This is a genomic window from Cyanobacteriota bacterium (genome assembly GCA_027618255.1).
GTDB lineage: Bacteria > Cyanobacteriota > Vampirovibrionia > LMEP-6097 > LMEP-6097 > JABHOV01.
The window spans coordinates 21,120-41,271 of the sequence record JAQCFG010000008.1 but is presented as its reverse complement, the minus strand read 5'-3'; the positions used below and the strand labels follow the sequence as shown (position 1 = coordinate 41,271).

Annotated in this window: 24 protein-coding genes and 2 tRNA genes; 10 read left to right on the top strand and 16 right to left on the bottom strand. The window is 38.0% G+C overall.

From position 1 onward, the window contains the following. Window positions 1–171: 171 nt before the first annotated feature. Window positions 172–546, bottom strand: a complete 375-nt coding sequence (locus tag O3C63_02165) for a hypothetical protein (protein MDA0771726.1) — start codon at window positions 544–546, stop codon at window positions 172–174. Window positions 547–580: 34 nt separating this feature from the next. Here O3C63_02165 and O3C63_02160 point away from each other — a divergent pair, with 34 nt between their 5' ends. Both O3C63_02160 and O3C63_02155 read left to right on the top strand, forming a co-directional pair. Beyond that, complete coding sequence (locus tag O3C63_02160; GenBank protein MDA0771725.1) at window positions 581–1,147, top strand: Maf family protein; 567 nt, start codon at window positions 581–583, stop codon at window positions 1,145–1,147. A gap of 69 nt (window positions 1,148–1,216) precedes the next feature. Beyond that, a complete protein-coding gene (locus O3C63_02155; protein MDA0771724.1) occupies window positions 1,217–1,963 on the top strand; it encodes a TrkA C-terminal domain-containing protein in 747 nt (248 codons plus the stop codon). A gap of 226 nt (window positions 1,964–2,189) precedes the next feature. Here O3C63_02155 and O3C63_02150 read toward each other — a convergent pair. From O3C63_02150 to O3C63_02130, 5 genes are all read right to left on the bottom strand, one after another. Further along, window positions 2,190–2,265 (bottom strand) — tRNA-Thr (locus tag O3C63_02150). A gap of 322 nt (window positions 2,266–2,587) precedes the next feature. Then, window positions 2,588–2,932, bottom strand: coding sequence for a hypothetical protein (locus O3C63_02145; GenBank protein ID MDA0771723.1), 345 nt, complete (start codon window positions 2,930–2,932; stop codon window positions 2,588–2,590). Window positions 2,933–2,983: 51 nt separating this feature from the next. Then, the gene (locus O3C63_02140) at window positions 2,984–3,835 is read right to left on the bottom strand and encodes a class I SAM-dependent methyltransferase (protein MDA0771722.1); all 852 of its coding nucleotides are present in this window, start codon (window positions 3,833–3,835) and stop codon (window positions 2,984–2,986) included. Beyond that, window positions 3,819–4,754 (bottom strand): flagellar motor switch protein FliN, encoded by a 936-nt coding sequence (gene fliN / locus O3C63_02135; GenBank protein ID MDA0771721.1) that lies wholly within the window; start codon window positions 4,752–4,754, stop codon window positions 3,819–3,821. Before fliN ends, O3C63_02140 begins: the two co-directional genes overlap by 17 nt. A 97-nt stretch (window positions 4,755–4,851) precedes the next feature. Continuing rightward, window positions 4,852–4,927: transfer RNA gene (locus O3C63_02130), tRNA-Val, on the bottom strand. Window positions 4,928–5,475: 548 nt separating this feature from the next. Here O3C63_02130 and O3C63_02125 point away from each other — a divergent pair. Then, window positions 5,476–6,477, top strand: coding sequence for a hypothetical protein (locus O3C63_02125; protein ID MDA0771720.1), 1,002 nt, complete (start codon window positions 5,476–5,478; stop codon window positions 6,475–6,477). A gap of 28 nt (window positions 6,478–6,505) precedes the next feature. On the opposite strand, the gene O3C63_02120 is transcribed toward O3C63_02125, so the two are convergent. The 3 genes from O3C63_02120 to O3C63_02110 all read right to left on the bottom strand — a co-directional run bounded on the left by O3C63_02120 (window position 6,506) and on the right by O3C63_02110 (window position 8,617). Continuing rightward, entirely contained in the window at window positions 6,506–6,898 is a 393-nt protein-coding gene (locus O3C63_02120) for an aspartate 1-decarboxylase (protein MDA0771719.1), read from the bottom strand. Next, the gene (gene infC / locus O3C63_02115; GenBank protein MDA0771718.1) at window positions 6,864–7,505 is read right to left on the bottom strand and encodes a translation initiation factor IF-3; all 642 of its coding nucleotides are present in this window, start codon (window positions 7,503–7,505) and stop codon (window positions 6,864–6,866) included. Before infC ends, O3C63_02120 begins: the two co-directional genes overlap by 35 nt. Before the next feature lie 77 nt (window positions 7,506–7,582). Further along, window positions 7,583–8,617 carry a 4-hydroxythreonine-4-phosphate dehydrogenase PdxA gene (locus O3C63_02110; protein MDA0771717.1) on the bottom strand — a complete coding sequence of 345 codons (1,035 nt, stop codon included), beginning with the start codon at window positions 8,615–8,617 and terminating at the stop codon, window positions 7,583–7,585. A gap of 313 nt (window positions 8,618–8,930) precedes the next feature. Here O3C63_02110 and raiA point away from each other — a divergent pair, with 313 nt between their 5' ends. Continuing rightward, a complete protein-coding gene (gene raiA, locus O3C63_02105; protein MDA0771716.1) occupies window positions 8,931–9,545 on the top strand; it encodes a ribosome-associated translation inhibitor RaiA in 615 nt (204 codons plus the stop codon). 278 nt (window positions 9,546–9,823) lie between these two features. Continuing rightward, a complete protein-coding gene (locus O3C63_02100; GenBank protein ID MDA0771715.1) occupies window positions 9,824–10,474 on the top strand; it encodes a hypothetical protein in 651 nt (216 codons plus the stop codon). A 73-nt stretch (window positions 10,475–10,547) separates the two neighbouring features. On the opposite strand, the gene hpt is transcribed toward O3C63_02100, so the two are convergent. From hpt to O3C63_02085, 3 genes are read right to left on the bottom strand one after another with little or no spacing between them, the layout of a single operon-like run. Next, on the bottom strand, window positions 10,548–11,084 hold the full coding sequence (gene hpt / locus O3C63_02095) for a hypoxanthine phosphoribosyltransferase (GenBank protein MDA0771714.1): 537 nt from the start codon (window positions 11,082–11,084) through the stop codon (window positions 10,548–10,550). Beyond that, window positions 11,081–12,010 carry a tRNA lysidine(34) synthetase TilS gene (gene tilS, locus O3C63_02090; GenBank protein ID MDA0771713.1) on the bottom strand — a complete coding sequence of 310 codons (930 nt, stop codon included), beginning with the start codon at window positions 12,008–12,010 and terminating at the stop codon, window positions 11,081–11,083. The genes hpt and tilS overlap by 4 nt, the downstream gene beginning before the upstream one ends. Beyond that, on the bottom strand, window positions 12,010–12,885 hold the full coding sequence (locus O3C63_02085; GenBank protein MDA0771712.1) for a nuclear transport factor 2 family protein: 876 nt from the start codon (window positions 12,883–12,885) through the stop codon (window positions 12,010–12,012). Before O3C63_02085 ends, tilS begins: the two co-directional genes overlap by 1 nt. A 21-nt stretch (window positions 12,886–12,906) precedes the next feature. On the opposite strand from O3C63_02085, the gene O3C63_02080 reads away from it, so the two are divergent. Beyond that, window positions 12,907–13,833 carry an asparaginase gene (locus O3C63_02080; GenBank protein ID MDA0771711.1) on the top strand — a complete coding sequence of 309 codons (927 nt, stop codon included), beginning with the start codon at window positions 12,907–12,909 and terminating at the stop codon, window positions 13,831–13,833. A gap of 41 nt (window positions 13,834–13,874) precedes the next feature. Here the strand turns inward: O3C63_02080 and O3C63_02075 are convergent, their stop codons facing one another. Further along, entirely contained in the window at window positions 13,875–15,344 is a 1,470-nt protein-coding gene (locus tag O3C63_02075; GenBank protein MDA0771710.1) for a hypothetical protein, read from the bottom strand. 455 nt (window positions 15,345–15,799) lie between these two features. Here O3C63_02075 and rpmI point away from each other — a divergent pair, with 455 nt between their 5' ends. After that, window positions 15,800–16,012 (top strand): 50S ribosomal protein L35, encoded by a 213-nt coding sequence (gene rpmI, locus O3C63_02070; GenBank protein ID MDA0771709.1) that lies wholly within the window; start codon window positions 15,800–15,802, stop codon window positions 16,010–16,012. A 15-nt stretch (window positions 16,013–16,027) separates the two neighbouring features. After that, window positions 16,028–16,378, top strand: coding sequence for a 50S ribosomal protein L20 (gene rplT, locus O3C63_02065; GenBank protein ID MDA0771708.1), 351 nt, complete (start codon window positions 16,028–16,030; stop codon window positions 16,376–16,378). A gap of 68 nt (window positions 16,379–16,446) precedes the next feature. On the opposite strand, the gene O3C63_02060 is transcribed toward rplT, so the two are convergent. Genes O3C63_02060 through O3C63_02050 form a run of 3 tightly spaced genes read right to left on the bottom strand, consistent with a single transcriptional unit; the run spans window position 16,447 to window position 19,411 of the window. Continuing rightward, window positions 16,447–17,829, bottom strand: coding sequence for a MurT ligase domain-containing protein (locus tag O3C63_02060; protein ID MDA0771707.1), 1,383 nt, complete (start codon window positions 17,827–17,829; stop codon window positions 16,447–16,449). Continuing rightward, window positions 17,814–18,161: a histidine triad nucleotide-binding protein gene (locus O3C63_02055; protein ID MDA0771706.1), complete on the bottom strand. Its 348-nt coding sequence runs from the start codon at window positions 18,159–18,161 to the stop codon at window positions 17,814–17,816. The genes O3C63_02060 and O3C63_02055 overlap by 16 nt, the downstream gene beginning before the upstream one ends. 29 nt (window positions 18,162–18,190) lie before the next feature. Continuing rightward, complete coding sequence (locus O3C63_02050) at window positions 18,191–19,411, bottom strand: bifunctional 3,4-dihydroxy-2-butanone-4-phosphate synthase/GTP cyclohydrolase II (GenBank protein MDA0771705.1); 1,221 nt, start codon at window positions 19,409–19,411, stop codon at window positions 18,191–18,193. Window positions 19,412–19,542: 131 nt separating this feature from the next. On the opposite strand from O3C63_02050, the gene O3C63_02045 reads away from it, so the two are divergent. Continuing rightward, window positions 19,543–19,776, top strand: a complete 234-nt coding sequence (locus O3C63_02045) for a hypothetical protein (GenBank protein MDA0771704.1) — start codon at window positions 19,543–19,545, stop codon at window positions 19,774–19,776. Between the two features lie 50 nt (window positions 19,777–19,826). Then, on the top strand, window positions 19,827–20,138 hold the full coding sequence (locus O3C63_02040) for a hypothetical protein (protein MDA0771703.1): 312 nt from the start codon (window positions 19,827–19,829) through the stop codon (window positions 20,136–20,138). The last annotated feature ends 14 nt before the right edge of the window (window positions 20,139–20,152 follow it).

The following is a 20,152-nucleotide window of genomic DNA, read 5'->3' as shown; positions in this document are numbered from 1 at the left end:
ATACGCACCTGATTAATAGACATCCTGCAAAACCCCGTTTTGCTAGTGATGTCGCTTTAAAAAAGGTAGCAACCGCAACGAATGTTGCGTTTGCTTTAAGGATAATTCCGACTTTTGCAGTAAGTCTAATGAAGATACCCCTATGCTCTGCATCGGGGAGCTTCATTGATCTTAAACTACGTAGAAAGCTGTAATAAAGTTAGTCAGTTTGAAAATGATAAAGGCATAAGCGAGCATCTTGTGTAACTGTACAAACTTGGTTCTATCTTTAAGACGAGCAAATCCTGTATAGATTAGCGCAAAGTATAACAAGAGTAGTACCGTTGAGATACTAGCGTGAAAAATGGTAAACATATTCATGGCTGGATTCTGTACTTCTTCTACAACCACTTCTACTGCATGATCTGTAAATTCAATCATGATTAAGAGGATGAAATCTACAATAAAAGCAGAGAGCATCAATGGAACATGCTTTGAAGTGTCTTTGCGGGTCATTAGACCTAGTGCTACTAAGATAACGCTAATTGGTGAAAGAAGTTTGAACATAAGCATATTTTACCATTATAATAATTAGGTTCAGATGGCAAAGCAAATTATTTTAGCTTCAGGATCAGAGACACGCAGGATCATGCTTGAAAAGGCTGGCATTGTGTTTGAAGTGATTAAGCCAGAGATTGATGAGGAAGAGTTGAAAACCAAACTCAGTAAATTGAGTATAAAGGATTTAGGACTGAGCCTTGCTATAGCCAAAGCTCAATCAATATCAGTAAAATATCCAAATGCTATTACAATTGGAGCTGATCAAGTTTGTGAACTAGATGGCAAGATCTTCGATAAGCCGGGTTCTCATGAAAAATGCATCGAGCATCTTAGTTTATTGCGAGGTGAAACTCACACTCAACACTGCTGTGCTTGTGTTTTCAAAGGTGATACCTTAATAGCAGAGATTTATCAAACTGCAAGACTGACAATGAGAGCTTTAACTGATCAAGAAATTGTTGACTATGTAGAACTTGAAAAACCATATCATTCCTGTGGTAGCTATATGTTTGAACGCAATGGTCATACGCTTTTTGAGAAAATTGAAGGTGAGGCAGAGACTATTTTAGGTTTGCCGTTGAAAAAGATTTTAGAACTAGTTAAATAATCAATCCATCATTGTGAGCCCAAAAGACGCGCTCTCATTAACAACATTCTGGGTATAATGTAATTATAGATGCTTGCCCTCTTCAGTTTATTTTTTGTCATTTTATTAAGTATGCTGGTTATCAGAGTAGCTTCTGTTGCACTTGAGCTGACGGGTCTGTCTCCTGATATTGCTGGCTTTCAATCGCTCTCTGCATTTACCGGTGCTGGTTTTACAACTAAAGAATCCGAGACAATACTTACTCATCCGACAAGAAGAAATATCATCAAGATACTTATCCTTGGCGGTAACGCGGGTTTAACAACATCTATTGCTTCATTGATCTTGGCATTCAATGGCAAAGAAACTCAAGATGTCATGGTGATTTTTGCAATTCTATTTGTAGGATTAATTAGTATTATTCTTTTTGTGCGCTCCAAGTTTATTGCTTATGCAATGAAAAAACTCATTATAGATGCGCTTGAGAAATATTCTCATCTGGAAATCTTTGATTACCATGAGATCCTTGGACTCGGTAAGGGTTTTGTTATATCGGCGATCACCATTGAAGAAGATAGTTGGATGCTTGGTAAAGAACTCAAAGACCTTAAACTCGATCGTGAAGGGACTTTGATACTCAGTATTGAAAGGCGTGACGGTAAGAAAAAAAACTTTATGGGAGCACCTAATGGTAAGACCATAATCAATATTGGTGATAGTGTAATTTGCTACGGTAGACCAGAGGCTATCAAGTCACTTACTTATCGAGATAAAAATATTGGTGACGAGGAGCATAAGAAATTAATTCAAGAGTTGAAGAAAGTTGAGAAGGGATAATTAGTGAGGTCAAGCTAAAAATGATACTTAATCGTTTTCTTAACGCTGTATCGTGTTAGATCTGGCTTCGCCAGATACCGTGGGTCATGCTTTGGCATTGATGTATTGGGTGTACCATAACCACGGGAACCTCTCCACCTGAGTCAAGTGGCAGTTGAGGGACGATTTCTTTCTCTGCGCCAGAAACGAAAAAAGAGCCCTCGAGGGGGCTCCTTTTTCGTTTATATGGTGCTGAGGAAAGGAATCGAACCCTCGACCGCCTGATTACAAGTCAGATGCTCTACCAACTGAGCTACCTCAGCACATACTTTGTCTATTTCGCATCTGACTTTCGTCAGACGTCTTTTGTCATTCTGGCACCTTGTCGTTGATTCTCATGTCGAATCTTGACTTATTAGTATCGGTGCCTGGCAACTGAGCTAGCTCAGCACATACTTTGTCTATTTCGCATCTGACTTTCGTCAGACGTCTTTTGTCATTCTGGCACCTTGTCGTTGATTCTCATGTCGAATCTTGACTTATTAGTACCGGTGCCTGGCAACTGAGCTAGCTCAGCACAACTCAAACCATAATACCAGAAAAAATAACTAGTATTTTGCAATAATTCTTAAAAAAAGACTTGTATTACGATTTATCTTTAAGATCACTGATGTAATTAATTCCAGATTGAATATGTTTAGAGACCAGGATATGCCTGTCATTGACGTCTATGACCATGAATTCAGAGCCGTCAGGCATGATTTGACGCTGGATGACTTTGATTTTGTAGAGCTGATCTTCACCACCAAGGTCTATGTTCTTGAGCCCGGGGAATTTTTTGTTGAGAAATTCAGGTATCTTGAATTGTCCGGTTTTAATCCTCGTCGCTAAGAGGTTAAGGAAATACCAGAGGAATAGCAAAAAGCAAACGATGACAAATAGTCTTCTGCCAAGGTCAAGATCAAAATTCTCTGAGCCTACTATTTCCATCTTATTAGCATAAGCGATAAAGTCTAAACGAGCAAGCTCTTAGAACCTATCTTAGGATTGGTTGACCAATTTAAAAATGGCTTGTCTGATATGCAATTCTTTAGGTAGCTCTATTGAGTTGACCAAGTCGTCTATTTGTTTTTGATCAGAGACAAAACTCTGAGCCATCATAGACCAAATATTGCGCTGATAATCAGCTTGCATTTTGATAATTACTTCGGTGCTATCTTCCAGTCGCATACCGACAGAGGCAAAGATTTGTTCAACGCTATCTTTGGTGAAGACTTCAGTGAAATCACAATCGATAATTTTGTCGAGTAAAGCGATGGTATAAATCAAAATCTCATTAGGTGCCGATTCGTTTAACTTAGTATAAAAATCTTTATTTACTTTGATTGTTGCTATCTCTTCCTCGGTGAGTTTTTCAAAGCCATAAGTTGGAGTTGAGATGTTGAATACAAAGCAGCCACCGGGTTTGAGGGCGCAAGCGATACTGGCTAGGAATTTACTTAGGTCAGCAAATAAATGAAAAGTATTGAGTGCGTAAGCCAAGTCAACATTGGAATTGAATTTGTCATTGAGATCTTCAGCGTGTAATTTACAATATTCTGCTTTATCAGCTAGTCGTTTGACTGCTTGTTCAAGCATCGCTTCTGATGGTTCAACTAGTACAAGATTTTTGACTCCGGTCTTGAGAATTACTTCTGAACTAACACCAGTCCCGGCACCAATATCAATTACTAGACCTTCTACGCCATTATGTTTTAAAGGATCAACGAAATTAATCGCTTCAAGTGCGCTTTGCTCATAGATAGGGTCTATTTTCGAGTAGGCTTGAGAGGTTTTACCCTCATTGAATGGGTTTTGGTCATTAGTGCTTTGAGGGTTAATCAGCGTCTCCACCTAAGAGATTTAGTTCGGCTTGATTAGTTAGACCAGCTAATTGTGTAATTCGAAGTCCAAAATTATCATCGATAACAACAACTTCACCACGTGCTATGAGTTTATTGTTTGCAAATAAATCTACAGGCTCGCCAGAAAGTCTATCAAGTTCGATAATCGAACCTTTGGTTAATTTGAGAATTTCTTTAAGGTGCATTTCTGATCTACCCAGCTCAACAATTAGACCAAGTCTAATGTCCATCAGCAAATTGAGATTTTTTTTCTCATCTATTTCTTCAGGATTGTGAGAGTTAATTATCTCACTAAAGTCTGCACCAAAAACATCACCAATCGTTGCATCTTTGTTAGTTTTGCTTGGACTTGCAGCTGAAACTATTTTACTTTGGATTAAACTTGTCGGCACTTCTATTTGAACTTTGATGTTCTTTGATTCAGAATGAAGACTTAATGCCAGAGCTATTTTCGGGGCCATTCCCATTTGACCAAGACCAAGCGTCTCTTGGTTATTCGGGTCAATCATTTTGAGTTTTAAACTATTTTGCTGATAGCCAATGTCAATTTGTTTATTGTTGATAAGTACAGTATTGAGAGCTTCAGTAATAGCAGAACTCAATGCTCCGTTCATTGATTCAGTAAATTCAGGATTGGGTTCTTTGGAACCGGTGATGAGACCGGCTATGCTTGCAGCATCATTTTTAAGAAATAAAAGATTGATTGTACCTTCAGCCAATTTTGCTGAAGCAAGAACTAGTTCTTCTTCTGAATGAAGATTTTCGGCACTCGTTTTAGCAGAAACAAAACTATTAAACTGAATATCAATCGTGCTACCTGCAAGATTGGATAATGCAGGTGCAGCCTTGGCACACAAACTGTGTAACAGGCTCGTTAGAGTTGCTTCTTGATTTTTATCAAGGGACATAATTTACTTATGCCACTATTGCCCTAATGGCTTGTTTCGGTTGTTTGGCCTAGGTTGTTTGGATGAGACGGAGAGTGCCGAATGGTCTTATATATAATGGTGGACGATACTGGACTTGAACCAGTGACCCCCTGCATGTCGAGCAGGTGCTCTACCAACTGAGCCAATCGTCCTCGGTCATTCAAGAAGCATAGCTTATTGAATGTGCTTATGGCAGTTCCTGCCTGCAGATGCTTGCTTTGCAAGCTGCCTACGCTTCGCTGCTTCGTTAAGCAAAGTCTTCACCAAAGATGATATCAAAGATAGAGTAAAACACCCTAAAAACTAGCTATTTTATTCCGAATGTAGTGAAAACTCGAGAGCTTGCTCTCGGAGGATTAGACATCCTGCAAAACCCTGTTTTGCAAGTGATGTCGACACAAAAAAGGTCGGAACCATACGAAGTATGTGTTCCGCTAATGGAGATAATTGGTATTTTCGCAGGAAGTCTATTGAATGGAATGACGATCAAAGTTTTGCCGGTCATTTTCAAAGAAAATGATGAATTTGACTTGAAAAACTCGGTTGCTTGCAGTCGAGTAAGTTAAATTCATGGGACAACTTTATTAGAATTTTTGCCTTGTGCTTTACATATTAACTTCTATTATTGTATTATTTAAAGTATCTATACATATTTGGAGTTTGGGAGATCCAAGCTCATATTTGTGTATAGCTACAAATCATGGCCCTTCAAATGGATAGCAGTATAGCTAAGCCAATTTTGCTACAGCAAAATATAGAGAAACAGGCCCCAATGCTTGCCAAGAAAGAGACAATTGATAAATCTGAACTTAGAACTTTTATTGAAGAGCCACTTGTTAAATTTACAACTATTAGTTCAGTAGCTCTGAATTTACTGAGTGCACCAGTTAGATTATTTAGCGATGACAATCCATTGAAAAAAATAATCAATCATATAAGTATGCTCTCTACTAAATTACATCTATTGGCATATTCTGCCGCAGGTTTGTTTTCTGCAACTGAACAGAAAAACCCATTATTGATTTTTTCATATTTAACAGAAGGTCTAGCAGCCGTATTTAAGTTAGGCAATATTTATTTGTTTAGAGGAATTGCAACTGGAATTGATGGCATGGTTGCAGGAATAAAGGATAAAGACAAGAGAAGTCATTATCAATCCTACGCAGAGGGATGGAATCACTCTTGGGGATTGATTAAGGACGTATTCCAGAAAACCCTGGGGCAATTAATTAAAACACCATTGGAGCTTAGAAAAATGGATGGTGACGACCTTGCGATTTTCTCTTCTGGGATTGCCTCCATTGGTGGTCTTTTGGGAATGACAGTGCATGAGAAAATTGGAGCAACAGTTCGAGATATTGCTGGTGTAGGTGGTGATTACGGTCTTGCTAGAATGGATAGTCAAAACGCAAGTAAGTCTGGGTACTTTTATTTGGCTGGAAGTATTTTAGATTATTCTGCAAGAATATTTAATAAGGGCATAGCCAAACTGCTCAACGTTGATAATACTAATGCCTTTGATAAAATCAAAGCAGCCTTTTTAGAGGCAGCTATTGCTTTTGATAAAATTGGGCAATTTTTCTTCCTGAGATACAATCAAGAAAGCGAAACCACTCTTCAACAAGCTCCAACATCAAAACAGAAAACACCAAATTCTAATCAGATACACGCACAATCTCTACACACTGCAATGGCAGTCTAAGTACTTAAACCTTGCCGTCTTCGCCTTGCTACGACGCGCCTACACGAGTCAAAGCTAGCTCTTTATCAAACTTTTGTTGTGGTTTATTCTGTTCATCTACCAGCAAAATCTGTGGCTTATAGTTCTTTAATTCTTTTTCATCAATTTGTACATAAGAACAAATGATCACTAAATCACCCTGGCTTACTAAATGAGCAGCAGCACCATTGATACCAATGACACCAGAGCTACGTTCACCTTCAATTACATAAGTAGTTAAGCGATTGCCATTTGTAATATCAAGGATTTGAACTTGTTCATTTTCAAGAAGACCAACGGCATCCATCAAATCTCTATCAATAGTTATACTACCAACATAGTCAAGATCACATTCAGTTACAGTTGCTCTATGAATTTTGGAGCTCAGCATGGTTTTCAACATCTTGCTCTTCTCCCATTTCTTTTTTTGCTAATAAAGCATCTCTTTTTTTGATTCTAACTTTATCAGGCGTAGGTATAATATACACTATTATTGAACGACCGGTCATTTTATCAGGTACACCATCAGCGGTTCCTACTTCCATTAAGTCCTCTAAGAACCTATCAGCTAATGCTTTAGCTAAAGACGAGTGTTGGATCTCTCTACCTCTTAAAGTGATATTGAGTTTAACTCTTTTTTGCTTCTCTAAAAAGTTTCTAGCATGCGAGACACGAGTGTTGTAATCACCAATGTCGATGTTGTAACGCATTTTGATTTCTTTTGAGTCTCCACCAGTTTGTTTTTTCTTCTGGCCTTTCTCACGTTTATTTTGCTCGAACTTATACTTTCCGTAATCTGCAATCTTGGCGATTGGCACATCGGTTTTGTCAGATACTACAAACAAATCTAAGTCAACAGCTCTTGCTTTTTCTAAAGCTTCTTCCTTTGATAACTCTCCTAGGTTCTCACCTAGTTCATCGATTACTCTTAATCTTTTCGCTCTTATATTCTCGTTTAATGGAATATATATTCTCGGCCTTTTGCCGCGGTATTCACCTTTGTCTGCCATAATTTAGATTATTAAATGTATCTCCATAAGTACAGATTTTACCCTGAATCATGGCTTATTATCGCTTTTACTGATTTTTATCCTTTTTTGCTAGCTAGTTTTGCTAGTTCGAAGCAATAATCAGTGCAAGCAAATAAGCCTTGAGGATTGGCAATGCCCTTGCCTACAATATCAAAGCCAGTACCATGGTCAACGCTGAGTCTAATGAATGGCAATCCAGCAGTGAGATTGATAGCTCTTAGTCCACCAAGACCTTTGATTAAAGGCAAGACCTGATCGTGGTATGCGGCTATGTACAAGTGAGGAAAGGGAGAAGGGACGTGGGAGAGGGGTTCATTCCCAGTTCCCAGTTCCCGCTTCTCGTTTCCCTTGATATAATCCTGTGCCATTCTGGCAAATAATGAGTCAGCTGGTGATGGCCCTTCAATCTCAAGTTGATATAGATCTCGGGCTTCTTGAATCATCTGGTTCATGAAACCATTTTCTTCTAATCCAATGATCCCATTTTCGCCAGCGTGTGGATTGAGTGCTGCAACTGCAAGTCTAGGTTTATTGATTAACCAAATATTTTTAAGAGCAGTCAAACTATTGCTAATGACTTTTGTTAGTCTTTGTTCAAGAAGTTCTGGTACATGTGTGATTGGTACATGCCGAGTTGCAAGTACTACTTTGATTTGATCAAGTACAAAAAACATTTCAATATCTTCACGGGATAGACCATTAAGTTGTGCTAGCAATTCAGTTTGACCAGAGCATTGTATGCCGCCAAGCCAGAGGGATTCCTTTGCTACAGGACCTGTGACTAAATAATCAAAGTCACGATTGTTGAGTTTTTCATTTGCATATTCAAGAACTTTATAGCTATGCTCACCAGCTGCGGCAGAACATTGACCTGGGCTAAGTTTGTTTGCTAGATCTTGATAGGCAAACTTGTCGTCGAGTAAGGTTATTTCTAAATCTTCCCTTGTTTGATATTGTTTTTGAAATTTAAAAAATATTTCTTCGCCTATGCCGGCAATGTCACCTAATGTATAGGCAATTTTGAGTTTATTTTTAGCTAAGTGAGTTTTATTATCATTCACTGGGCGCTTATTGTTAGATAGATTAGCCATCTTGGGAATTGATATTAGCATGTTAATCGTCTCTGAGTTTAATTCCCCGCAGCTTGCTGCGCAAAATGGGAAGGTGCAGGAAACCGTAGGTCTCTTGCTGAGGGAATTAAACCCAGAAAGACGATTAAAAAACAAGAACAATTTTGGCTTTAGCTTGTCTGACTGTGTTTGCTGTAGTTTAAAGCTTTTTCCTTGGACTCGACTAGACAATTTTGTTTTTCGACCTAGCCTGAAATGCTATAATTTGATGTCAAAACAGCTTAAGTCTTAGAGTTTTAAGACTAATGCAGAAAATAAAGAGGAGTTACAAATTATGAATGTCGGATCTCAAACTATTATAGAAGGTAAGAATATAGAAATTACCGAAGCGATCAGAGAATATGCCAACTCTAAATTAACTAGAATACATAAACACTTTGACTCACTAATTCAGAACCACGATATAAGAATGGTTCTTTCAGTGCTAAAAAAAAATAGAGACAGGAATCAAAAAGCTGAAATTACTATCAATCTCAAAGGAGGACACGTTATTAGATGTCAGTCTTCTGAAGCCAATGTTTATGCAAGTATAGATACAGTTGTAGACAAGATCGAAGGTCAGTTGAGAAAGTATAAAACCAAGATCTACAGCAAGATACACAACGGCAAGAGTGTTAAAGCATATGGTCTTGAGAATTTTGAAAAAGATGAACTACCAGCAGATTTTGCTAGTCATATTCAGTCGTATGCAGAACCAGAGATTATTAAAGTCAAACGTTTTCGTATGAAAGCAATGGAACCAGAACAAGCAATTGAAATGTTGGATGACTGTGGTCATAATTTCTATATGTTTTTAAATATCTTTTCAAATAGGATTGCTGCTGTTTATAAGAGAGAAGACAACGGCTATGGACTTATTGAGCCGGAATTCCTCCAAGTAAACAACTAGCCTTGTATCTGAAAGCTCTGATAATGGCTAGTCCCATTCGGCAAGGGTGATAACCCCTAGTTATTGAGAATTATTCTCAATATTTAATCAAGAACCTATGTATGACGTGCTAGGATTAATTTGTCTTACGTATTCTTCGGGTTGTTGAATTTGTAAGTACTAATCAATAAGGAAGTGCGCCTATAGATACAGGCCTCGATACTGCTATAGCAAATCCAAGATTAGCTCAAGCTAGTCTTGAGCAGCAACGCCTAGCAAGCGCTGATGTTCCAGCTGGGTTGTTGCCTACCGAAAATCTCTCTAATGAGCTCAAAGTCACAATGCATGAAGCTCCGAGCCTTGTCGATCAAGTATTAGTTGTAAATAAAAAATTACAGAGCACCGAGAAACCAGTTACAGGACTTTGGAAGTTCTTAGAAAAATTCCTTAAAGATGATTGGCCTTTGCGCAAAGCTTTTGCACTCGGCAATGAAACGGCTGAAGGTTTACGGGTGCTGATGTTTAATTGGTTACCAAAACCTGTTGCCTCACTCTTTTATGGGGTACTTTGGTCGCTAGCGATTATTGCAACGGGTGGCAGGGTTGCAGCTAATGCCAAGTTTGCGCCGAAACCTGAAGACAAAATCAAAGCAGGGGCTAAGATGCTCTTGCATGATGGTATTGCAGCAATTGGTTTACCAACGGCCTGGATTAGATTAATTGCAGATCCGGTTCAGGAAAAAATATACAAAGCAATTAAATTACCATCAGCTTTTGCTGATGTAGTTAGAAGTGCTGTTAATATCGGCTCATGTTATTTTTTAATTGGAGCACTTGATAAACCAGCGATGGAAGGGAGTGCTAAGTTGACGGGTTATAGTGATGATCATCATAAAGCGGTGAACGAAAGAGTTTCACAATTAGTTAAAGCTACTACTCAAGCTGCATAATACAAAGGCCAATAGACCTCTTTCAAAACCATTTATGGTTTCGAAAGAACTCTAATAATTTCAAATAGTGAGATTATTCAATGAACCCAACATAAGGCAAATCCCGATACTTCTGCTCAAAATCTAATCCATAGCCCAAAATAAATTTGTCTTCAATTTCAAAACAGGTGTAGTCTGCTTTGATTTCTTGAAGTTCTTTGATTCTTCTGGATGGTTTATCAAAGAGAGTCGCTAGTTTGATAGTTCTTGCGTTTTGCGTTTTAAAAAAGTCAACCAAAAACTTGGCCGTTCTTCCAGAGTCAATAATGTCTTCAACTATGAGGACATCTTTGTCTGTAAGATCAGGCAAGGTCAGGTCTATAGATTTAACTTTGCCTGAGCTGGTGGTGCCTTGGTCGTAACTCGAGAGACGGATAAATTCTACCTGACAGTCAACGCTAATCTCTCTCATCAAGTCAGCTAGAAAAACAAAAGCTCCTTTGAGTACACCAATAAGAATCAAGTTGTTGCTGTCTTTATAGTCTGACGAGATTTGTTCAGCCAATTCTTTGACTCTGGCACGTAGCTCCTGTTTTGAATATAAAACCTGGATCTTGGATTTTGCAATCATATTTGCAATTGTAGCTCTAAATGGATCTCTTTCTGTTTAATTGTAAAGAATTTATCTTTGCTGAAATTGATCCTATGAAAGCCCCCTTGGGCTATTGCCGCCATGAAATCATTAACAAAAGCAATATTGGGGGTGAAATATTGTTCTAGTAGTTTACGCTGCATGATTGGTTTGAGTTTACGAAAGTCTTCTAGTTTCCAAGCAGGTTCGCTAAGCAGAGATTGAGCATGTATAAATCCTTCTTTGATATAGACTTGTTCAAGTGTCGTTAATTGAGCGAGTTGAGCAATGTTGTCTAGTGCCTTGGGGTTGATTTTAAGAGCTTCCGGAAGAATATTGTTGCGAATTCTATTTCTGGCAAAATCAAGATTGTTATTGCTGTCGTCTTCAACAAAATCTAAACCCTGAGTTTTCGCATATTGAGTAATTATTTCCCTGCTAAGTTCTAAAAGAGGTCTATGGATAGTTATACTGCCATGTTGCCTTGATTGTGCGATACCTTGCAGCCCACTGGTATTTGTGCCTCTGAAGATCCTGAATAAGATTGTTTCAGCTTGGTCATTGAGATTATGTCCAAGTAGAATATTTTTAATATTGTAGTCTTGGCAACTATCTTCAAAGAATTGGTAGCGTGCTTTCCGTGCACTTTGCTCGCAGCCTTTGATTTCTCCAGCTTTAAGAGTTTTGCAAATATATTTGATATTGTGTTTTTTGCAGTATGCTTCCAGGAAATCAGCTGCTCTTTTAGAATCCTTTCTTAGGCTATGATCCAGATGAAAGCAGAAGATTTGATCATTCGGATAGTTCTTGCGGCAGCTTTCAATTAGTACCATTGAGTCAATGCCAGCAGAACAGGCTATAGCAACGACTCCATTAATTTGAGCTTGGCTCAAATATTGTTTGAGTTTGCTTTCAACAAGGTCCATTATTTCTTTTCTTTAGTTTTTGATGTTGCAGCAAAAGCTTCTTTGACTATTTGGTCTTGCTTTTCTTTTGTTATTGTCGCAAGTACGTTAACTCTTTTGGAGATATAAAGTATGCCGTCAAGCTTGGGCTCAATGATCCCCTTAGATAAAATGATTGTGGCGCTAACAAGTTCATTGTAATTATTGGTGTTCGCTTGAAATAGTCTTTCGAGCTTATGGTCTTTGATGATTTGAAAGGATTCTTCTGGACTAATGTCACCAGGTTTTTGGATGAGCTCTTTATTAATAGTGGCTGTTGCTTTAATGTTCTCTGGCAGTATAAAGTAAAGTGTTGCTGAATATTGATCATCAGATTTGACTTGTTCTGGACTGCTAAAGTATATTTGGTGTTCATCAAGGTATTGTTTGGCGTTACCGTAATAAACAGTAACTAATTCAAAATTGATATGGTCTGATTCAATTTTCCAGTTCTTGCCATATTTTTGCAAGAAAGTTTGTCCTTGGGAAATTGCATTAAGTATTCCAGATTTTTTTAGGTCATTGTTCTCTTCAGCACTCGTACCATAGAAAAAATCGATTCCTGAAATAGTAGCGTAGTTATCCTGACTTCTGATAGTCTTCTTTTGGTTTTCAATTTTGATATCAGGGTAAGTTTCCCAGAGTTTTGCAGTCAGTTCACGATATTCATCTTTGTTAATACCATCACCTGTGATAAAACTTTTGCTGTAGTAAGCAAATAATTTATCGGCATCATGGTCATTCCATGCTTGATATATTTCCTGGTATATTTTTTCGACAGTTTCGCTATCAGATGCCTGTGCTGGAACACAAAGTAATAAAATAGATAGGAAAACAGAAAGAAAAGTTCTGATCATAAGGTTATTATAGACTAAAAGATGATTAATACAATTAAATTAGCCCAAGTTTTTAGAGATAATCTACTCGAGAGTGAACATTTTGGAATTGTGACATTGATTAATTCTGTTGGAGAATTAATCAGTGCAGGAGATGCTGATTTCACTTGTTTTACTAGATCTTTAATTAAACCAATTCAAGCCAAAGTTGCAAAAGATATTCTCGGTGATGACTTAAGTGGTGAATTATTAGCAATTTCGATAGCTTCTCATAATTCTGAACCCGAGCAGCTCCTTTTGGTTAAAAAATTAATGTCCAAGTTTAATATTCAAGAAGATGATCTACATTGTGGAACTTACAAGACTCCAAGTTATAGTTTGAAATCAAAGATCGAACATAACTGTTCTGCTAAACATTCTGCCTTAATTGCCGCATGTAAAAAACAAGGTTGGTCACTTAATGATTATACGCAGATTGATCACCCTATACAAAAATTAATTCTAAAAGAACTAGAAGACTTGTTAGCTGAGAGCTTGGGGGCTTTTGGAATTGATGGTTGTGGACTGCCGAGCTTTCACATGAGTCTCTCTAAAATGACTAAGATCTTTGCAGCCATGATTGTTAATCCTGCTTATGGTGAGATTCTTCAGGCAATGAGAGACTATCCTTTGATTATTGGAGGTAAGTCTCAAATTGATTCACTTTTGATGAACAATTCCAAGAAGCTAATTGCCAAGGGCGGTGCTGAGGGCTTGATGATGATTGCAAATCTTGAGACAAAAGAAGTTGTTCTAATTAAAATTATCGATGGTAGTAGCAGAGTCAAGGGCATTGTCTCTAAAGCGATTGCTCAGCAATTGAATTGGTTAGAGCAAGATTTTATTATTGACAATACTATCCTTAATAGCAATAAAGATGTAATCGGCTCTTATGCCGCTTGTGATTTTACTTCTTTCGAGTTATTTTAGGATGGAATGATGTTTCTTCGAAACTTAGTTTCGAAATTGGTTTAGGCTGATTTACTATGACTTACTTGACTATCATTCATTAATACTCTGAATGGTAACAATAGATGTGCACGTAAATTATTATGCATTTCGGCTTCTTGTAGCTCTTCAATCGGTGCGGTTTTGGTTTCAAGGGTTTTTTCATCACTATGAAGAACTAATCTATTGTAAGAGAAGAAGAATAGGAAGAAGTGACGAAGAGTTTTGTCGAACCTATCAAGCAATGGTTTGATTTTGAATAGATTCATCGTTGCACTTATTCCTGGTAATATTTTAATCCTATTTAACATACCTAAAGTACCAATCCCAAATACAGCCAAGTTTCTATATCTATTTGGATCAGATTTTTCTAGGCCTTTCTTGATAAATTCATTTAAGTTAGCTGGAACTTCACCAGTTAAATAAACTAGCGACATTAGACCGTTTGCAATGTCGGTAGATTTATTAGAGAGTACTCTTAAGGGTTTGATATTAAATAAAGAGCCGAAGAAATCAAGACCAATACCGGCGGTGTTCAGCAGAGCGCCTATTGCACCAGCTGGAAAACCAAGGCACTTACTTGCAATTTTGAGTCTCACATACCAAGTTTGATTTTCTGGTTCTTCACTACCCACTACCTTAGGGATACCGCCTTGATGAGCGCAATTATAGGTTGCCGAACCAATTGCTTTAAAGTTATTCCAGAAATTTTGAGACATCTCTTGTTTCAATGCTTTGATTTCTTGGTCATGACCCGAATGCAGTAGACCACTCTTTTGATGAGGTTGTTGATCTGTACTAAATAGTTTATACCAGAGATTTATAAAAGGACTAAAAAGTCTAGAATTGTTTTTGAAGAATATACGATTGGTATAATAATTAATAACTTCACGGACTTCGTTTTGTTTATGTCGGAATGCAGTAGAGTCGATACCACCATCATATGCAACAAAGGCTTTACCGATCCTTCTAATATTCCAAAATATATTTGTTAATTTGCCAGCACTATTATCAACAAAGTCAACCATCCTAGGAATAAGTCCCCAAACTGGATTGTCATTATAAGGAAAAAATGTTTTGAATAAGCCAAGCCATGGAGCAACAAAAGCATTTAGTTTATAGACATTATTTCCGAGGCTCGCTGCAACCATGTTCTCAACCCCATCAGAAGCAATATCATCAGGCTTACGTCTGTCACTTCCTGGTTGAGCGTGAATTGAATATTGTGATTGTTGTCTAAGCTTGTGTAAGTAATCATCTACAATATCCAGTGTCTTTGTTTTACTAGTCTCGGGATCATTTTCTCTACTAGAATTAAAAAAGGCTGAAAGTATTGAGCGAGTTAACATCGCCAGGCTACCAATTCTGGCAAAACTCAAATCAAGATTAATTTGTTTAAGAAGAGGTTGTTCTTCAGTAGGCTTTTTGTTTATTCGTTTCTCGGAATCAGATACTTGAATCTGATTATTGGTTGAGTTGCTGTATCCCCCCAAAAAAGATTTGTCGGGAGCTATGCTGGCAAGCTGCGGAGTTTGTCTTTTCTCTATTTGATGGACGTGATTAACTGGACTGCTGGTGGACTGAGCAGTGGCACGGCCAACAATAACTGAATTGTTCAGCTCTTGGCTAATAGTCTTGTTTCCTTTGTTTTTAAGATATCTATAAAAAATATAAATATCGCCGTATAATTATACCGTATAGCGTATTTATGAATTAGGGGTTTTCATTAGACATCCTGCAAAACCCCGTTTTGCTAGTGATGTCGCTTTAAAAAAGGTAGCAACCGCAACGAATGTTGCGTTTGCTTTAAGGATAATTCCGACTTTTGCAGTAAGTCTATTAGATATCCTGTAAAACTGAGTTTTGCAGGATGTTTAATTATGAAAGAATATTGAATTACATATTCTCTATAGTTCTATGCCTATGGTCTATGATACAATCCAATCTTATGTGCAAAAGAAAGACGAACAAGTCAGCCAAAAAAAGATTCAAAATTACTGGTACGGGTAAAGTGACCTTTAAAAAGTCAGGTATTAAACACTTGAACTCACATATGTCTGCCAGACATAAGTTGAGATTAAGAAGACCAGAATCTGTGATGGATGCTTCACAAATGGACAACGCTATGGCTATGTTCCCGTATCCAAAATACGCACGTTAGGTTTAAACAGGAAAAATAATGAGAGTAAAACGAGGAATAGCTAGAAAAACGAAACACAAGAAAATCTTGAAATTAACCAAGGGTTTCAAAGGTGGACGTAGCAAAATATTTAAAGCAGCAATGCAAGGAATGATGCATGCCCTTAAAAGAGCATTCAAAGACAGACGTCTTAAGAAAAGAGATTTCAGAGGACTTTGGATTCAACGTATTGGTGCGGCTGTAACTCCACTAGGATTGTCTTACAGTAGATTTATCAATAGCTTAACTAAATCCAATATTGGACTTAATCGTAAAATGCTTGCTGAACTTGCAGTTCAAGACAAAGCTGCGTTCGAAAATGTAGTCAGTCTTGCAAAAACTGCGTAGCAGTCGCGACATAGCGTAGCGAAGGCGGACAGCATAAGCAAGCTGGACTTTTGCAACAAGTCATTGCATCACAGTTTATTCAATTCTAAAAGAGCAGTATAAGTGGGAAGCAAATAAAGCTGCTCATTTGCTTTTTTGGAGCTAGTTGCAAGTTTGAGTGCTTTTTTCAAATTATTTTCTATTGAGATTTGTTCTGGCTTGATTCCTGCATATTTCAGTCTCAATGCCATGTCTTCAGCACGGCTACCACTACAAATTATAGTTGATTCGGTTTTGAGTCTTTCAAACTCAGCGTCCCAGAGCCAAGAAACATCTCTGCCATCAGCATAATTATCGTTGATCGCTATTAAGTATTTGGCTTGAGGATCTTGGGCTAGGTCTTTAAGTACTTCTGTGGCACCGGTTGGATTTTTAATTAGAAAGCATTGAAATTCAACACTGTTGAATTCTTTTCTCTCTGCTCTGCCAAAGTTGCCATGATAATTTGCAATACCTTGTTTGATAGTTTCTAAGTCAATGCCAGCAACAATCGCTGTCGCTGCAGCTGCACTGGCGTTGTAGGTATTATAGAGTCCTGGTAATTTAAGTTCGAGTTCTACCGATTGACCTTGATAGTTTAGTTTGATACGAGAACTACCAACTTTGTTTTCAAGTAACTCTGTTACTAAATCTGTTTCTTGTTTAGCTGCTGTCTTTGAATCAAAGTTGCTGATTTTACTATCTGACTCAACTCTAAAACTAAAAAACTTGAAGTCTTGCTCATTGAGTAATTCTTTGATCTCAAATACTTTGGCATCATCAGCGTTAAGGATGATAGTTGAGCCAGCACATTGTTGAATTCCTTTGACTATCAGCTTTTGAGTGGTGTCTATCTCGCCAAACCTATCAAGCTGGTCTCTAAAAAGATTAGTGACGAGAATAGAGCTTGGTACCAGTTGCTTGCTGATTTCTGGGAAAGCAGCTTCGTCTACTTCTAGTACATAGTGATTGGATTTGAGTTTGCCGCCAAGAGTGCTTGAGTTGATTAATTCAGCGACAATTCCATAATATAAATTGGCACCCATATCATTAGAGATTGGATCTTGATTAGTGGCTGCTTTATAAATCTCTTTGAGAATCCCACTTGTGGTCGTCTTACCATTAGTGCCAGTAACCATGCTCTGCAACTTACTTAGATTTGTCACTGAAGATCCAATAGCTGCGTTACGCGAGTTCTCATTTATAGCTAATAAACTTCGCATAAACCCCAATGGGGTTCGCAAGCCTTGCTCTTGAACCTTTTGTGATAAATCTCTTGGCTTTAATTGATCAGCAAATAATGTCAAAGCTTGGGGTTCTATAGCGAGTGCTACTCTGCCAGGTAAAGCAGAACCAGCTCCCTGTTTGAGCAATTTGATCGTTGCCTTAGCAAGTTTGGCTAAGGCAATAGCTAGACTTAACCTGGCGGCCATTTATGTCCCCTTCCAGCTAGTAGATGCATATGCAAGTGATGCACTGTTTGCCCGCCGTCTTTGCCAGTGTTAATCACTGTTCTGTAGCCATCTTCAGCAAATCCTTGTTTGATTGCAATTTCTTTTGCAGCTAAAAGTATTTCTCCAAGTATCAATTTGTGCTCTTGGTCAAACTCATTCAGGCTTGCTTTGTGTATTTTGGGAATGATTAGATAATGATGCGGGCTTGCTGGGCTGATGTCTTTAAAAGCAATTAACTGCTCTGTTTCATAGAGAAGTTCAGTGGGGATTTCATTTCTGATGATTTTGCAAAAGATACAATCTGAGCTCATGATTTGATTTTAGCATGAGCTAATCGAGCTTATAATAAGTGACCCATTTTGTCTTTCTTAGTACCAAGATACTTCTCATTATGTTTCTGACTCTTGATTTGAATTCCAACTCTATCTACAATCTCTAAGCCATAACCATCAATCCCATGGATTTTTTTAGGGTTGTTTGTCAGCAGTCTAATTTTCTTTAAACCTAGGTCTGTGAGTATCTGCGCGCCAACTCCAAATGACCTTAGGTCAGAGGGGAAACCCAGTTTGTGATTGGCTTCTACGGTATCATCACCTTGATCTTGCAAGTTATATGCTTTGATTTTATTGAGTAAACCAATACCACGACCTTCTTGTCTTAGATAAACTAAGACACCAAGTCCTTCGTCGCGAATTTGTTCAATGGAGCTACTGAGCTGATCGCCGCAGTCACATCTAAGACTGCCAAATAAATCACCAGTAAGGCACTCACTATGCATTCTTACTAATACTGATTTGTCTTGTGAGTGTTCTACGTCGCCCAAAACTAGAGCCACATGTTCTTTGTTAGAGAGAAAATCCTTGTAACCAATAATCCTAAAATCCTCATCGTATTTAGTTGGCAGGGCTGCTTCAGTCACTCTATGTACAAAACGTTCGTTTTTAAGTCTGTAAGCAACAAGATCAGCGATAGTGATGAATTTGAGGTCATGTTTTTTTGCAAAAATCACTAAATCATCTCTACGAGCCATTTCCCCGTCTTCTTTAAGAATCTCACAAATCACCCCTGCACTCTTGAAGCCTGCAAGTCTTGCTAGGTCAACGGCAGCTTCGGTGTGACCAATGCGTTTGAGCACACCACCATCAATAGCTTTAAGCGGAAAAATATGTCCAGGTCTTCTTAGGTCACTTGGCTTAGCGTCATCTTGAATTGCAACTTGAATGGTCTTTGCTCTATCAGAAGCACTAATACCAGTACTAACTCCAAAACGAGGATCAGCATCAATACTAATAGTGAATGCGGTTTGCATAGTATCGCTACTGACATCTACCATCTCACCAAGCTCTAAATTGGCAGCAATCTTTTTGTCCAAGGCAAGACAAATCAAACCTCTACCCTCCTTAGCCATAAAATTGATAATCTCAGGGTTCACCGCATCAGCGGCGCAGATCAAATCGCCCTCGTTTTCTCTGTCGCTATCATCAGCCACAACCACCATTTTGCCGGCTTTGATATCAGCAATCGCTTCTTCTATAGTGTTAAATTGAATTTCTTGACTCATCTTGCAATACATAATGATAGCATGACGTGATTTAGCCACTAAGCTTGCGGTTATTAGAGTTTTTGTGATGAATTTACAGAATTTTTTCTTGTGTTAACGCTTACTTAACCTGGTTTTGTTTAATTCCTTATATGACAGCAATTCAACCAAGTGCCCCTAGTCAAGCTAATGCAGCAGCTCCGCAACGACATGCAGAAGATGCAGGAGTAGAAGAAGTTAAAAGTGGATATACTACAGTAGCACAATTGCAAAAACCAGCTCAAAAAATAAGTTCTAGTGCTAAAGGACCTGGCTCTAGTAATCCAACGGGCAAGACAAGCTCTTATGGCCCGCAAAATCAGGGTGATTTTAGTGCAATTGCATAAATTTTATCAATCTTAACCGAAGCTTAATACAAAACTGTTTAAATCAAACCATGGAATTATTCGACGATAGTAGAGATAACGCAAAAACATCAACAGCATATGATTCGCAGGTTGAGCTTGTTACCACTTTTTTTAGCCATTTTATTAATGACAATGAGGTTGGCTACTACAAGTCAATGGTTGTAGATCTTTATAGAGCAATCACTTGTTATAGAATGTACGATAATTTAAATGAATTTTTGGCAATGAACCCTGAGCTGACTGATTGTAAAACAGATATCGTTGAGCTTTGGTATGAATTTGATAAGCTTACTGAGACAGAGCTTGCTGAAGTTGCACTCGAACTACTTCAAGACATCTAAAACTTATACGAAAA